Genomic DNA, 14,789 nt, shown 5'->3' on the forward strand with positions numbered 1-14,789 from the left:
ACAAATACAATCATAAACGGCCGCATCGTAGTGTGGACATGATGTTCCCCACTGATGCACATAAGCAAACCGGAACATTAAAGAAACACTGGAAAAAGCGTTCCTATCCGTTGAAGCGTGAATCAGGTGATACATAAAAACCTGTCAGGCCAACCCGGGTTAAGAGAAAAACCGGGATGAAGGAACAGGATTAACACGGAGAATTTTCGGGTATTTCAGGTTTTAGAAACAATCTCAAGTCTGTTTTAGGTTTTGCTATTAAAAGCGACGGGCCAGGCAGGAATATAAAAAGAAGTATATTTGGAATCCAGTTGTTACGAAATAACAAACAACCGGACTCACCAATTAAGTATAAATCTGTCAAGCTATTTTAGGGGAGGTCAGGCTTAATTTCGTCCGGTCAGTTGCTACGCGTGCGGCATGCGTTGCTACACGTGCGGTGTGAGCTGCTACAGGTCGGTCGTGCGTTGCTTCAGGTGCGTAACGGGTTGCTACGGGTCCGTTATGCATTTCTTCGTGTCAGGTGTGCGTTGCTACGCGAGGGTTACGCATTGCTACGGTTGTGTTAACGGAGAAGTGAACCGGAAAACAAACCAAACGCCGGGCTTGAAGAAAACGGCTCGCTCCATGGAGATGCAAAGCATTGCGTTTCTACCGTGTACCATTCGTAAAACGAGAGCGACCTATGCGCGTACGTAGAGACGTAGCATGCGAGAGCGCTCCTGAAGGCTTCGGAAGTTGTCCCGACCACTTACCCGGTTGCGCCAAGAACATGTGATTGTGGAATAATTTTTTTGTTAACTTGGGTGGGACTTAAGAATCAACAGAATGAAGACAGAAACCAATCACCCAATGTTAGAAGCACACAGCGTATCTCAATATTGGAATCTAAAAACAATGCACAACTAGTTAGCAGTAATATTAAAGAAGGAAATATGACCAGTATTTTTATTGATACGTTTACCTACAGATGGAAAGATAATGGTGATTCCTATTATTTTGGACGAACAGCAAATAACGATATCCCTCAATTTGGGCATAATGAAAAATTATATTTCCTAAATGAATTTATTACTTCCTTACTAATTCATGACAAAATATTAATAAAACTAGATTCCATAGAAGAACTTGAACTGTTAATTGGTATCGAAAACGTTTTGAAATTATTCACTGACGATGCCCTCCAAATAATTGACGATGGAGGGACCTTGGTTGGTTTTCTTGTTAATAGAAAAGGCAATAACATGCTAATGAATTTTAGCAATTGCTCCGGCTTACAAATTGAGGCAATCGAACAAAGACTTGACAAAAAGTACAAGGGCAAGATCCTTCATCGAAAATTGCAACCTCTACTTTTAAATGTTGAAAAAAAGAAGATAGACATAGATGGAGCTTGGACCGGCTCTTTAATAGAAGAAGAACTATATTATGATCTAAACAATAAGAATCTGACAAAGCTATTATCCTTGAGAGCAGAGGATATAGTAAACATTCCAGACAGTGATATTTTATCTTTCATGAGGTTATGTTATTTAAACAAAAGCCTTATTTATCAACATGATGTCAATGCAGATTTTCTATTAACAGAGGGATTTACATCAAAATTATTGGCCAATAAACTTTCTCCGATATTCGAAAAAAATACAGAGCCAGACAAACTATTTAATAAAATTATCTCGGATAAAGGAATACCTGACCTTGCAAGCCTAATACTAGATGAAGTAATTAAGTTCGAACATATCATAGAACTTCGAAATAGTATAGATGGAAAAAAATTTAGGAATTGGTTCAGGGAAAAAGGTTGGAATAAAGCATTAATTTATGAGGAATTAATGAAATTTAATCCAACTATCGCTTCAAAATCGTGGGTTCGCATTCTAAGGTGGATTTATCCCAATTTCATTGGACTTGCTACAAGTGGAATCGCAGGCGTTGGGGCAGCGGCATTTGATTCATTAATCGTTGAAAAATTGTTAAAAGGTTGGCATCCAAACTTCTTTCTTGATGACAAACTGAAAGAACACATAAATTCAGAAATTAATATCCATACAAAAAATATGGAGGAAAGTCGAATAAAAAAGAGACTGGGGCGTAAAGTTGGAAGAAATGAAATGTGTCCATGCGAGAGTGGAAAGAAATTTAAACATTGTTGTGGAAAATAAGTTGATATTAATCACAAGCACTTCATCATATGAAACATGAAATCACAGATTACATAAATTTAAACAATAGGCTTAAAGAATTAAATATTGACAAGTCAATTTCTCTTTCAATATTACCTGAAAATATTATCAGCGCTAATTCTGAAGATGATTTCGTTTTTACGGATACTGCATTAGAAATTAAAAAATATTTAAACCATCACGATATTGAAATAGAATTGCTCAAATCTACTGACTTAAAGCTAAAGCAACGTAGAGCAATTGATTTTTTTGCTCCAATTGTATTTATCGGATATTCAATATTGACTGAAAATTATCCTATAGTTAAGACAGTTATCGACTTATTATCAAAGCAAATATCAGATTATTACAAAGGAACATTCGGTAAAAAAAATGTCAAAATAGAGATAGTAGTAGAAACAACACCCAAATCAGAATATAAATCCATTAACTATGAAGGCGATATTGAGGGATTAAAAACCATTCCTGAAATAATTAAAAGTCTCAAAAAATGAAAAATCCCTATCCTGAGTTAAATGCTTTTTTCGAAAACTATAATGCCATAATTAATATAGCTCAATCTAAAGCAATATTCGTTCGTGCGATAGAAATACAAAAAGAACAAATTGAGATATTAGAGTCATTACTTAAAAAAATTACCGAAGAAAAACATACCGCTCAAAAAGAAGGAAATAATGAAAAATCGAATTTACTTCTATGTATTGGACTTAGCGTCGGGGCAGTAATCAATGAATTAACGTTAATAACAAAACTAAAAGAAGATAAGCCAGATGAAGCTTGGGATGCATTAATTATTGCACAAAATTCAATCTCTTCTGCCATTCGAAATCACCCGTTCAACGGCGATTATTTGGAAAAATATGCATATAAACTTTACTCTTACGAAAAATTACTTTTCCCCGAGATGTACTTCGCAAGCAGAGGTTGTACTGTTTCAAAATCTAAATGCTCAATTTGTGGAGAAAAGCTTGAGCATTGTGAGCACATGAAAGGATATGCTTATATGGGAGAATTATGTTATGAGATTATAGAAGAATTCGAATCTTTAGACGAAGTTTCTTTGGTTAAAAATCCGGCTGATAAAAGGTGTAGAATAATAGGTTTTCCTGAAGATGGAAAAACCTATGATATATTTACACACCGAGAAATTAAAGAGAAGAAATAAAAACACTATCGATAAAAAAATGTGAGGTGTAATCGAGTCACAATAGGTATCGGAATCAATTTAACAACTGAACCTTAAACCCATGAAAAACTTCGAAGGAAAAACAGCATTGATAACGGGTGGCGCTTCCGGTATCGGGAAACTGATGGCGGGCATCCTGTTGGTGCAAAAAGCCCGGGTCATTATCTGGGATCTCAATCAGGAAGGAATTGATGAAACCATTGGGGAGTTGTCTGCCCGCGGTTCCATTACCGGCTACCGGGTGGATGTGGCCAACGTGGAGCAGGTAAAAGAGACCGCTCAAAAAGTAAAGCAGGAACACGGCGTGGTGGATGTGCTCATCAACAATGCCGGTATTGTGGTCGGGAAATATTTTCATGAACACACCACCAACGACATCCTGAAAACCATGGAGGTCAACACTCATGCGCCGATGCTGGTTACCCGGGAATTCCTGGGGGATATGATGAAGCAAAACTCGGGGCACATCTGCAACATTGCCTCATCGGCCGGGATTGTTTCCAATCCCAAGATGGCCGTGTACGCCGCCAGCAAATGGGCCGTTACCGGCTGGTCGGACAGCCTGCGACTGGAAATGAAACAGCTTAAAAAGAATGTCGGCGTGACCACCATTATGCCCTACTACATCAACACCGGCATGTTCGACGGAGTGCAATCGCGCATCCCGATTCTGAAGCCCGAACCAACGGCCCACCGGATTATCAAAGCCATGAGAAAAGGGAAGAAGATGGTTACCTTCCCGCGGTACATTTACCCGCTCACCCGCATCAGTCAGGGGCTGTTTTCGACCAACGGTTTTGACTGGCTGGCCAGCAATGTATTTGGAATTTATACAACCATGGAACATTTTAAGGGACGCAAATCATAACGTTTGGAACACACCACGATGAACGAAACAGCTGAACAGATCATTGTTGAGAAACTGGAGAGCCAGCGGGCTTATTTCTCCACCCATCAAACCCGGGATATCCGTTTCCGGTTAAAGCAGTTGCGCAAGCTCAGGAAAGCCATCGGCCAATACCGGGAGAAAATAGAGAATGCACTGTGGGACGATTTGCACAAGTCGCCCGAGGAAGCCTTTCTGACCGAAATCAGCATTGTGACCGGCGAAATCGACAACCACATCAGGCACCTGAAGAAATGGGCCAAACCAAAACATGTTTCCACGCCCATTCAGCTATTACCGTCGTCGAGTAAAATCATTTACGAGCCGCTGGGAGTCGCCTTAATCGTGGCCCCGTGGAATTACCCGTTCCAGTTGTTGATCAATTCGCTGGTGGGCGCCATTTCAGCCGGCTGCTGCAGCATCTTGAAGCCTTCACCCGATGCGCCAACCATTGCCCGGGTCATGGAAGAGATGATTCACGAACACTTTGCCCCGGAATATGTGAGTGTTGTTCAGGGAGGAAGAGAAACCAACACCCGCCTGTTTGCCCAGCGTTTCGACATCATCTTTTTCACCGGCAGTCCGAAAGTCGGGAAAGTAGTGATGGAAGCAGCGGCCAAACATTTGACACCGGTGGTGCTGGAACTGGGTGGCAAAAGTCCCTGCATCGTCGATGCAGATGCCAACCTCGATATCGCTGCCAAACGTATCGCCTGGGGGAAATTGATCAACGCCGGGCAAACCTGTATCGCTCCGGATTACCTGCTGGCCCACCAATCGGTGAAAGACCAGCTGCTGGATAAAATCGCTGAAAACATCCGGTCGATGTACGGCCCCGACATCCAACAAAGCCGGTTCTATCCCCGCATCGTCAGTGAACGGGCCATGGAACGACTGACCGGATTGTTAAACCAGGGAACCATCCATTCCGGCGGCGAAGTGGATGCCAGCGAAAAGTACATCGCTCCCACCATCATCGACAATGTGTCACCTGATTTCATGGTCATGCAGGATGAAATCTTCGGCCCCATCCTTCCGGTGATGACCTTCGAACACATCGACGAAGCCATTGGATACGTGAACAAAAACGAAAAGCCCCTCGCCTTCTACTATTTCGGCAAGAATAAACAGGCAAAAGAAGTCTTAGCCAAAACTACTTCCGGCGGAGGCTGCATCAACGACACCCTACTGCACATTGCCAATCATCATATGCCCTTTGGCGGCGTTGGCAACAGCGGTACCGGCAACTACCACGGCCGGGAGAGCTTTCTGGCGTTCAGCAACCAGCGCTCCATCGTCACCTCGCCTACGTGGATTGACTTGCCCTTCAAATACGTGCCGTTCAAATACTTTTGGGTGTTGAAGAGGATATTGAAGTGAAGCCAGATTACGGCCGCTGACGCGACGGGAAAGACCATTCAGCAGATAGTCGTAAATTTGCTTCGTGCAACATTCATCAACGCTTAGCAGCTAACACAGCATCCGAATGAAAAATGAGAGAATTCAAACGCTTCATAGAAAAATACACGACCGTACCTGACAATGAATGGAACGTAATAAGTCAGGCTTTTACCCAACGAGAATTTTCCAAGAACGAAATCATTCTACAGGAGGGTGAAGTTTGCAAGCACTTCTATTTTCTGGAAAGCGGATTGCTGCGTTACTTCTACAATCACGATGGCAAAGAAGTCGTCAAAACATTTACCTTCCCGCCCTATTGTTTTACCTCCGAAGCCAGTTTTATCAACCGGCGCCCTTCACTCGAAAACATCCAGGCATTGGACGATTCAACGGCATGGCAAACCAACTACGAACAATACAGAAAGCTGGAAAAACTGTCGGCGTGGAAGAAATTCACCAATGGCCTTCTGAACGAATTTGACCTATTCTCGAAACTGATGATCATTCACCTAAAAAGTCAAACGCCCGAACAACGGTATTCCTGGTTGACGCAGAATTATCCGCCATCACTGCTTCAGAAAATTCCACAAAAGGATATGGCTTCGTTTCTGGGAGTCGCTCCGCAGTCCTTTTGCCGCATCAAAAATAAGTTGCACCAAAAAGCCAAAAGTTAACTTAAGTGAAGAGAGGTATGAATTAAAACCTGAAAATTTGCCTTTATATAAAACGGATAGAAATGGCAGGTTTTAAGACAATCCATGTGCCCATGTGGGACCAGATGCAGGTATTTTGCAAACATATTGCCGATCATCAAATACGATTGGTTCTGCATTTTAATGGAACGCTCGATGAGAAAACGCTAAGGAAAGCTGTACAAGTCACTGCCGAAAACAACCCGATTGTTTTTTCTCATTACGTCGAAGGTAAGAAAGCTGTGCTCTGGCAATTTTCCGAAATGAATGTCGATGAAATATATTCTTTCCAGGAATGCAGCGAGCCTGAGCAATTGTTGCAAGAAATTATTTTAAAGCCCATCCACACATTTGCCGGTCCTCAGCTGGCTCTATCGTTAATACGAGCAGAAACCGATATTCTCATACTCAACTGCAATCATGCCATTTCGGATGCAGCCGGGGTAAAGGATTTCATGTACCAGTTAGCTGAAAATTACAGCCGCCTATCGCGAAACGAACCCGTTGAGCAGTCAGCCTACACTCCAGCTCGTAGTTTAAAAACCCTGTCGAAGAAATTAGGGGTGAAAGAAAAGCTCTCCGTCCTGAAAGTGATGCTATCCGGCAAAAAAGATGCTCCAACCTTCCGGCGAACAATGGAATTAGATAAGCTGCAAAACCCTGGATTTACCACCTACACCATCGAACCATCTGAATTTAAGAAGTTTTGGGAGTTTGGTCAGCAACATTCAGCGACGGTGAACGACCTTCTTTTGACGGTGTACTATTACACGTTGAAAAAGATGCTACCGAATACCAACAAGACCAATCGAATCACCTATTCATCTGATTTAAGACGGTACCTGGATAAAGCAGATTATGATGTGTTATCGAATTTTTCGGCCATTCACAACATCGATGTCGATAACTCGATAAACGACTTTGCCGGTTTACTGAAAGAAATATCGACCACCACCAGGAACCGGAAACAGATGAAATACAGTCTGGCCGATTTTCCTGCGATGGCTGCCCTGTTTAAAACGATTCCCTATTCAAAGCTCAAAGGCATATTTCACAAAGAATTTGACAAGATAAAAGAAGGTAAATCGGATTCGTCTCCAAGTTTAAGCAATACGGGAATCATCGAAGAAACCAACGTAGCTTTTGATAGGCTCACTCCCACCCAGGCATACATGTTGGGAGGCATCAATCATCCGGGATTGTTGCAACTGGCAGCGTCGACTTACGGACATCACCTGACACTATCCATCGGTTCGTATTTCAGCGGAAAGAATGAGGTCTTTATTGCTGACTTCATGGAAGAACTCAAAACGACGCTTCGGCAGGAAGTGTTGCAGAGTCAGGGAATTAAATAAAAAAAGCACCAAAGAGGCTCTATTAAAACCCTTTTGGTGCTTTTCCCGTGACTAAGAATGCACGTTATTTTTTAGGCGTCAGCAATTTCTTCGAAAGTGGTTTTACCCAGAGTGTTTCGAGTAATACGGAAATCAATACGGTCATAATCGTGGCCGAGAGAATAATCTCACCCCAATAAATCAGGGTTTGGTCATGACTCATAAATCCGATATTGAGAGGAATAGCCGCCAAAGCTGCCGGAACCACTCCTCTTGGCCCTTCCAGTGAAATAAACAAGTATTCTTTCCAGTTCCATTTTTTCAACGGCACGATGGCTAACGCAGCAATGGGACGGGCAATAAAAACAACCCCTAAAGCAATGATAGCACCTTTTAACAAGGTTTCGTTGAGAACAGAAATATTAACAGTGGCACCGAACAAAATAAAGATGAACACACTGGCCAAATCAGAGATGATTTCGTTAAAGTGCATCTCCTCATCAACGAATTTATTGAACCCTTCGTGTTCGTTCCATTTCTTAAACAGGATGGCGTGGTTTCCGAAGACAATCCCGATGATGGTCGCCACCAGGTATCCCGATGACTGAGCAGCTTCACCGACCAGGAAACCTCCGAATGCGATGGAAATACCAAAAATCTGAGGAAACAGTCCCGGTTTCAGCCAACGGATGGTCCAGTAACCGAGCACTCCCATTCCCAGTCCCAGCGCCAGGGATGAAACAATCACATAGAGGAAGTAAATCACTCCGGCCGGATAAATGGAGGTGTACTGTGCGATATTTTCGATGAGATGCGCCTGGTCGGCATGCGGAGCCACCATGGCAATGGCCAGGGTACTCAACACAATCGCCAGCGGATCGTTGAAAATGGATTCGGTGACAATCACGGTTTTGATGTTCTCATCCACCTTGTTCTGCTTGAACAGGGGAATCAACGTAGCCGGGTCGGTGGCCGCCACAACGGTTCCGAAAAGCATTCCGGCTCCAAAAGGAAGGTTGAACAGATAAGAGAACAAGAAGCCACTGACGGCGGCTGTTAGAATCATCCCGACGGTAGCCATTATCCCGATGGTTGCAATGTGCTTTTTAATCATGGACCACTTCAGGTTGTGTCCCTCTGTATATAAGATGAGGACCAATCCCAGCACACGGGCATAATTAAAAATAGTGTGTCCCTGGTCATTCGGAATCAATCCAAAAACAGGTCCAAATAAGAAGCCCAGAACAATCAGTATCGGAATAGAGGAAATATGCACTTTTTCACTCAGCAAAAACGCAAAAAATCCGAGCGTCATGACGGAGATAATGGTTAAGTCAATAAGATCTGTATGCGACATTTTATGGTTCTTTAATCTGGTTATATTACAATTATAGAATCATCCGATTCCGGTATCCACTATAACAATTGTCAACTCAAAAAATCAGGGTACAAATATAAAAAAGCTCGTAGATTGTTTCTAAATAAGATGCCGATTTTAAGCAAAAATGTTTTTAAGCACAGCACATACTCCCCAACCTACAGGTTTGTTAACCGAAATACATTAAATTTTAGGTTTCTGAATTGAATAGCGAACCTTACTCTAAACAAAAAAAAGTGTTTCCCTAAAAAAATGGTTCCCAATATTATCAGGCAAGCGGCAGCGTAAACCAGAACTCGGAGCCCTTGCCTTCTGCACTGTTCACATGAATCTCGCCGCCGTGCATTTCCACGAACTCTTTGCACAGGAACAGTCCCAGGCCGGTTCCTTTTTCGTTACCAGTACCAGGAAGGCTATCGATGGTCCGGCTTTTGAAGAGCTCGGCCATTCGTTCCGGAGAAATGCCAACGCCGTTGTCTTTCACCGAAACTTTCACCTGCTTCTCCTTCATTTCGATTGACAGATCGATGGTTCCGTTGGGGTTGGTAAACTTCAATGCATTGTTCAGCAAATTAACCAGCACGATCTGGAGCAGATTCTTATCGGCATTCACCATCACCTCTGCACCGGCGTTAACGCGGAATTGAATCTCTTTCATCCGGGCCTGGTTATCGAACATCGATTTCACATCGGTCAGCAATCCGCTCAAATCGAACTCTTCCTTGTACAATCGAATGGTATGTTGCTGTGAGCGGGCCCAGGTCAGCAAATTGGAGATGAAACGATAGGTCTCTTCCGAGGTTTGCTGAATCAAACGGCCGTTACTTTTGGCCCCAGCCATATCACCTTCGTCCAGATCCTCCATCAACAGCTCGCTCGTTCCCAACAGCGCATTGAACGAACTGACCAGATCATGCGAAACAATGGAGAGGATTTTATCTTTCGATTGGTTCGACTGCAACAGCTCGGCGCTTAACCGGGAGACGGTCCGGTGCCGCAGAACGAGAACAAGCGAAAGTACCAACAGCAATACGATGATTATTATGGCATAAATCTGGTCCTTCTGTTTTGCCTTTAAGTCCTGATGAACACGATTTAACTGCTCTGTCATCTGAAACCGGTCCTTAATTTCGGACAAGGTTTGATACTGCAAAGCCGAAAACAACGAATCGTACGTGGCAACATAGTTCTGATAGTTCCCCGATGACTTACGAAACTCTTTTAACTGATGATAGAATTCGCCCTTGGCTCTGTATACCTTCAGAATATTCGGGGTAAGTTTCGATTTCCGCGCGTTGACCAGGGCCTCATCCAGGATTTGTTCCCCTTCTTTCTCTTTTCCTGTATTCGCCAACACCTTCGCCATTCCCAATTGGCTATCAATCTCACCCGTTGGATTTTTCCTTTCCCGGCATAACTTCAATGCCCCCTTAAAATAAACATAGGCCGAATCGTACTGAGCTTTGCGCAGAAAAACATCGCCCATTCCCTGCATGGAATAAGCCATGTAGTTCTTGTTCTTAATTTGCTCGTGCTTTTCCAGCGACCGGCGGAAATAATACATGGCCGAATCGGTCTGCCCTTTCAGCAACAATGTCCGCGCAATTTCCAGGTTGGCTGAAGCAATCCCGGTGGAATCGTTAAAGGTTTGGCGAAGGGCAATTGCCTTCCGGAAGTAATCGAGCGCCGTATTGTATTTCTCGTTAATACGGCTCAACTCCCCCATGTTGATGTAACTGTACGCAATACCGGGTGCATTATGCAAACGCTCGAATATGGCCATCGATTTTTTAGCATACTCGAACGCCAGCGGAATATTCCCAATCTTGTAGAAAGCGTCCCCCAGGTTATTGTACACATAAGCAATTTCCACCGAATCCTTTACCTGCAAACTAAGAGGCAATCCCAGGTCGTAATACGATATCCCTTTCTGAATCTCGTACTTGTAATGCTGATACAGGACACCGACGTAATTGTAGAGCGTGGCCAACTCTTTATCGTAGCCTTCCGCTTTGGCAATCTTTATCGCTTTCAGTCCATACTGAATAGCCTCATCAGTGTTCTTTTCCCGGTTTTTCCAACACCATGCCGAAAGCATTTTCACCTGCTCCAGCTTGGGCAGCGAATCAAGTTTTTTCAATTCACCGGACGAGATGGTTTGCCCGTAAAGTTGCGAACTGAATGCAAATGCCAGAATGTATATAGTGAAATACAACAGTTTCCTGTTCATACGATGCTCAAAATTTGCGCTAAAGTTAAAAATTAAACGTGTTGAATTAAACGGTTTTCCCTGTCCAATATTGCAGTGCAGCAATCTTTACACAGGAAATTTGTATACCAAGAGATTATTTAAAAAGAGGAATTATCCTGACGAAGCAGAAATAATCCCTCTCAATCAATAAATTAAAGCTTTCTTCCGATATAGAAAACGTAACCGTAATAATCCTTGTATTTGTGGTACAGCTGAACCTCATGCCGTTGGTTGGCAATGAACTCTTCTGCCGCTTTATTTCCGGCGTTTTTCTTCAGAAAAGCTTCATGTGCTGCCTCCTGCGGCGAGTAAAAATCTTCGGTCCAACAGCTTTCCGGAAGGATGAAGGTTGCTACCGGAACGTACCCGGCTTGTTGCATTTGGGCTACCTTGCGGGGAATTGTGTCAATCTCCGGGTAAGCATCCTGCCAAAATTCATCAATCTCAGCCGGACGTTCGTCGGTAAACCACGAGGCTTCGGAAACGGCAAGATAGCCACCTCGTTTCAGAAACTGCCGCCATTCGTTCAGTCCACGCTCAAAGCCTATGTTGTAGATCGCGCCTTCCGACCAAATCAGGTCCAGTTCTTCTTCCTGATAAGGAAGATCATCCATGGAACCAACGATGCCTTTTACCCGATTTTGTAAATTCAGCTTACGTGCATTAGCATTGAATAGGTCTACAAATTTGGTAAACAAATCGACACCGGTAATTTGTCCAGGAGCGTGCTGTGCCAACACCATCGTTTGGCCGCCTGTTCCACAACCAAGGTCCACAATGCGGGACTTGTCCGTCAGATTGTCGACAAAGCTCAATGCCTTCATTGTTATTTCCGGACTGCCGGGGCCTTGTCTCTCAACGGTGGCAAAATATTCGCAGATTAAGTTTACATCGAATTCGTGAATGGATTTATTTTCGTTACTCATGATGTTTAAATTTAAGATACCTGAAACCTCCGCACAATGGCACAGTGCTCATCCGCAGGGCATCAGAAAATGATTTATTATACAGACATGAAAATAACTCCGGCAGGAATGTGCCTGAGTTGCTTAAGGGATAACCCCGGCAGAACGCCTAAGGTTATTTACTTCACCAAATCCAAATTCAATTTAAACATCCAATGATTTTAGACGGGGTAAAGGTAAGGATTTTTCAGCTACTGATTATCAATAAAATGTAATTTATCCCCTCTTTTTTTTCAGAAAAATGTAACGATTCGCCAATTGTAAGTCTAATCAAACAGAAACCGTGATTTAAAAAGTAAACTGATGAAAAAAACGATACGCTTCCTTCTCTTCCTGACTTTTGGTGTTGGCAACCTGCTCCTGATTTTTAGCCGAATATTCAGCGACCATCTGAATGATTTTCTGTTGGGATTTCTGGAAGGAATTTCCGTTGTGCTCATTATCAATGGAACAATATACCTGACCCGTTGTGCCATTAAGCGGGAACATCCGTTGAAGACCAACAAATAAGGTAAACTGAAAAATAGCTTACCAGTTCTTTAGCAGCTCAGCAATCACAAAGCCGAGGTAGTTGCCAATGGCGTAGCCGATAATACCAACGGTCAGGCCGGGAACTACAATGCGGCGGTTATGAAGCGCTCCGGCGACGACCGGCACAAAGGGCGGACTGCAAATCAATGCCGTGCTGGTAATGATAACCGTATCGGTGTCAATTTTGAAAATGCGCGACAGGATGACCTGCAACACAAGCGAACCGAAAATTACCATCGAGACGTAATAGAAAAGGGTTGGCGCGCCGTTAATCAGGTCCGGAATATTTACCATGGAAGCCACCACCACGCTAAACACCAGCACCAGGTACATGCCCAGCTCAAACGATTTCTCGATGCGGTTAAACGCCGGCACAAACGAAGCAGCCAGTCCCAACGTCGTAATCAGCAACATCACCACCGGTACCTGGTAGCTCTCAGGAAACAGGAAAGACGCACCTCCTGCTACCGCGAAAATAGCAACAGCCAACGCAAATGCCTTCAGCAACGGAATGTACTTATCACGCTTCAGCATGCCCCAATACGGATCGCTTCCATCCATTTCGGTAAAATCATCCGCCTGATGCGTTACTTTCGGGGTAACCGGCAACACCCAGTTGAAAACCCGCTGCCCAACCGAAATCAGGAAAAAGAAATAGGCTCCCGAAATAATTAAGTCGCTGGTGTGCGTGATAAGATAATGCGTATCGTCTACTCCCAACATAAACTTCAGGGAAGCGAGGTTCGGCGTGCCCCCGGTATAAACGCCAATCAACATGCCGGCAATCTTCCACAAATCGTCCTCTTGTCCCCGTAACGTCAGGTAACCTATGACCACAACCACCGTCACGCTGAAAATACCGATTATCATCGCAATCATGGTACGCCGGGCCAAATGCATTGCATCGCGCAGATTAGAGGAGAAAAGCATCAGCGGAATGGCCAGCGGAATAACGATAGCTGTGATGGTATCCTGAATCGCATGGCTTCCTTCAGGCAAAATCGGCAGGTTACCCAGCAACAGTCCGACGAGGTAAGCCACGACCACCGCACCAAGCTTATTGACAAACTTGTATCGATGATTCAGGTGCAGAACCAGCAACGGAGAAAATAAATAAAAGATAACCAACAGAATTTGTTTCAGGAGCAACATAAGCTTAAGTTTATGTACAGCAAAGTGGCCGTAAAAATAGGATAATATCCGCACTTCGCCTATTTCAATAAGTCATCGGGGAGTTGGCAATGAACCTCCGGAGACGTTCCCTGTTAATGGGAAGCACCAAAAATATTTTCCGTTATCGAATTCTTTATCACAAAAAGTTAACGTTCAAACCATCATGAGAACAGCAGTTATTGCCGGAGCATCCGGCCTGGTAGGTAAAGAACTTGTTTATTATCTTTCCGGTTCGCCGGAATATAGCCGCATCCATTTATTGGTTCGTCGCCAAATGGAAAATCCGGGCGATAAAATCATCGAACACCTGATTGATTTTGACCAGCTGGTGGATTTTTCGCTGGAAGAGCGCATCGACGACGTGTATTGTGCATTGGGCACGACCATGAAAAAAGCCGGCAGCAAAGACGCTTTTCGGAGAGTGGACCTCGAATACGTCGTCACGCTGGCCAAACGCGCCAAAGAACTGGGTGCCCATCGCTTCCTGGTCGTCAGTTCGATGGGAGCCGACCCAAAATCGATGTTTTTCTACAACCGCATTAAAGGAAAAATGGAGAAGGCCATCCGGAAAGTCGGAATGGAAACCACGATTATCGTGCGTCCTTCGCTTTTGTTGGGCGACCGTAAGGAGAAACGATTTAGCGAAGAGTTCAGTGCCGTGTTGATGAAAATTCTTCGCCCTCTTATTCCTAAGAAGTACCGTGCCGTATCGGCCGGAAAAGTAGCCGGAAGCATGTATCACATGGCGCTAACTGCCAGTCCGGGATTGCACATTCTGGAATCGAACGAAATTCAGGATATGGAATAAG

General features: G+C 43.8%; 14 protein-coding genes. 9 read left to right on the plus strand and 5 right to left on the minus strand.

Features of this window, described 5'->3' with window-relative positions; all coding sequences use genetic code 11:
• Positions 1-360: 360 nt before the first annotated feature.
• A complete protein-coding gene (locus CLV93_RS20320; RefSeq protein ID WP_153637040.1) occupies positions 361-510 on the minus strand; it encodes a hypothetical protein in 150 nt (49 codons plus the stop codon).
• 425 nt (positions 511-935) lie between these two features.
• Between CLV93_RS20320 and CLV93_RS18315 the strand changes: the two genes are divergently transcribed.
• The 7 genes from CLV93_RS18315 (at position 936) to CLV93_RS18345 (ending at position 7,703) form a co-directional block, all read left to right on the plus strand.
• A complete protein-coding gene (locus CLV93_RS18315) occupies positions 936-2,162 on the plus strand; it encodes an SEC-C metal-binding domain-containing protein (RefSeq protein ID WP_146142082.1) in 1,227 nt (408 codons plus the stop codon).
• Between the two features lie 29 nt (positions 2,163-2,191).
• Positions 2,192-2,677, plus strand: a complete 486-nt coding sequence (locus CLV93_RS18320; protein WP_106543681.1) for a hypothetical protein — start codon at positions 2,192-2,194, stop codon at positions 2,675-2,677.
• Positions 2,674-3,348, plus strand: a complete 675-nt coding sequence (locus CLV93_RS18325; RefSeq protein WP_106543682.1) for a hypothetical protein — start codon at positions 2,674-2,676, stop codon at positions 3,346-3,348. Before CLV93_RS18320 ends, CLV93_RS18325 begins: the two co-directional genes overlap by 4 nt.
• 82 nt (positions 3,349-3,430) lie before the next feature.
• Entirely contained in the window at positions 3,431-4,237 is an 807-nt protein-coding gene (locus tag CLV93_RS18330; RefSeq protein ID WP_106543683.1) for an SDR family oxidoreductase, read from the plus strand.
• An 18-nt stretch (positions 4,238-4,255) separates the two neighbouring features.
• Complete coding sequence (locus CLV93_RS18335) at positions 4,256-5,635, plus strand: aldehyde dehydrogenase (RefSeq protein WP_106543684.1); 1,380 nt, start codon at positions 4,256-4,258, stop codon at positions 5,633-5,635.
• A gap of 113 nt (positions 5,636-5,748) precedes the next feature.
• Positions 5,749-6,330: a Crp/Fnr family transcriptional regulator gene (locus CLV93_RS18340; protein WP_106543685.1), complete on the plus strand. Its 582-nt coding sequence runs from the start codon at positions 5,749-5,751 to the stop codon at positions 6,328-6,330.
• Between the two features lie 62 nt (positions 6,331-6,392).
• Positions 6,393-7,703 (plus strand): condensation domain-containing protein, encoded by a 1,311-nt coding sequence (locus tag CLV93_RS18345; RefSeq protein ID WP_106543686.1) that lies wholly within the window; start codon positions 6,393-6,395, stop codon positions 7,701-7,703.
• Between the two features lie 64 nt (positions 7,704-7,767).
• Here CLV93_RS18345 and CLV93_RS18350 read toward each other — a convergent pair whose 3' ends face one another.
• From CLV93_RS18350 to CLV93_RS18360, 3 genes are all read right to left on the minus strand, one after another.
• Entirely contained in the window at positions 7,768-9,039 is a 1,272-nt protein-coding gene (locus CLV93_RS18350) for a cation:proton antiporter (RefSeq protein WP_106543687.1), read from the minus strand.
• Positions 9,040-9,328: 289 nt separating this feature from the next.
• A complete protein-coding gene (locus CLV93_RS18355; protein ID WP_106543688.1) occupies positions 9,329-11,290 on the minus strand; it encodes a tetratricopeptide repeat-containing sensor histidine kinase in 1,962 nt (653 codons plus the stop codon).
• 173 nt (positions 11,291-11,463) lie between these two features.
• The gene (locus CLV93_RS18360) at positions 11,464-12,237 is read right to left on the minus strand and encodes a class I SAM-dependent methyltransferase (RefSeq protein WP_106543689.1); all 774 of its coding nucleotides are present in this window, start codon (positions 12,235-12,237) and stop codon (positions 11,464-11,466) included.
• 342 nt (positions 12,238-12,579) lie between these two features.
• Here CLV93_RS18360 and CLV93_RS18365 point away from each other — a divergent pair, with 342 nt between their 5' ends.
• Positions 12,580-12,786, plus strand: coding sequence for a hypothetical protein (locus CLV93_RS18365; protein WP_106543690.1), 207 nt, complete (start codon positions 12,580-12,582; stop codon positions 12,784-12,786).
• A gap of 18 nt (positions 12,787-12,804) precedes the next feature.
• Here the strand turns inward: CLV93_RS18365 and CLV93_RS18370 are convergent, their stop codons facing one another.
• Positions 12,805-13,959, minus strand: a complete 1,155-nt coding sequence (locus CLV93_RS18370) for a DUF819 family protein (protein ID WP_106543691.1) — start codon at positions 13,957-13,959, stop codon at positions 12,805-12,807.
• Positions 13,960-14,143: 184 nt separating this feature from the next.
• Between CLV93_RS18370 and CLV93_RS18375 the strand changes: the two genes are divergently transcribed.
• Positions 14,144-14,788: an oxidoreductase gene (locus tag CLV93_RS18375; RefSeq protein WP_106543692.1), complete on the plus strand. Its 645-nt coding sequence runs from the start codon at positions 14,144-14,146 to the stop codon at positions 14,786-14,788.
• Position 14,789: the final 1 nt, after the last annotated feature.

It is taken from the genome of Prolixibacter denitrificans, assembly GCF_003014495.1.
GTDB lineage: Bacteria > Bacteroidota > Bacteroidia > Bacteroidales > Prolixibacteraceae > Prolixibacter > Prolixibacter denitrificans.

What these genes read in the sequence shown, in the direction of transcription:
- CLV93_RS18315 (WP_146142082.1), top strand. Translation starts at nt 936, where the DNA reads ATGACCAGTATTTTTATTGATACGTTTACCTACAGATGGAAAGATAAT.
- CLV93_RS18335 (WP_106543684.1), top strand. Translation starts at nt 4,256, where the DNA reads ATGAACGAAACAGCTGAACAGATCATTGTTGAGAAACTGGAGAGCCAG.
- CLV93_RS18355 (WP_106543688.1), bottom strand. Translation starts at nt 11,290, where the DNA reads ATGAACAGGAAACTGTTGTATTTCACTATATACATTCTGGCATTTGCA.
- CLV93_RS18345 (WP_106543686.1), top strand. Translation starts at nt 6,393, where the DNA reads ATGGCAGGTTTTAAGACAATCCATGTGCCCATGTGGGACCAGATGCAG.
- CLV93_RS18325 (WP_106543682.1), top strand. Translation starts at nt 2,674, where the DNA reads ATGAAAAATCCCTATCCTGAGTTAAATGCTTTTTTCGAAAACTATAAT.
- CLV93_RS18340 (WP_106543685.1), top strand. Translation starts at nt 5,749, where the DNA reads ATGAGAGAATTCAAACGCTTCATAGAAAAATACACGACCGTACCTGAC.
- CLV93_RS18370 (WP_106543691.1), bottom strand. Translation starts at nt 13,959, where the DNA reads ATGTTGCTCCTGAAACAAATTCTGTTGGTTATCTTTTATTTATTTTCT.
- CLV93_RS18350 (WP_106543687.1), bottom strand. Translation starts at nt 9,039, where the DNA reads ATGTCGCATACAGATCTTATTGACTTAACCATTATCTCCGTCATGACG.
- CLV93_RS18320 (WP_106543681.1), top strand. Translation starts at nt 2,192, where the DNA reads ATGAAACATGAAATCACAGATTACATAAATTTAAACAATAGGCTTAAA.
- CLV93_RS18365 (WP_106543690.1), top strand. Translation starts at nt 12,580, where the DNA reads ATGAAAAAAACGATACGCTTCCTTCTCTTCCTGACTTTTGGTGTTGGC.
- CLV93_RS18330 (WP_106543683.1), top strand. Translation starts at nt 3,431, where the DNA reads ATGAAAAACTTCGAAGGAAAAACAGCATTGATAACGGGTGGCGCTTCC.
- CLV93_RS18360 (WP_106543689.1), bottom strand. Translation starts at nt 12,237, where the DNA reads ATGAGTAACGAAAATAAATCCATTCACGAATTCGATGTAAACTTAATC.
- CLV93_RS20320 (WP_153637040.1), bottom strand. Translation starts at nt 510, where the DNA reads ATGCATAACGGACCCGTAGCAACCCGTTACGCACCTGAAGCAACGCAC.
- CLV93_RS18375 (WP_106543692.1), top strand. Translation starts at nt 14,144, where the DNA reads ATGAGAACAGCAGTTATTGCCGGAGCATCCGGCCTGGTAGGTAAAGAA.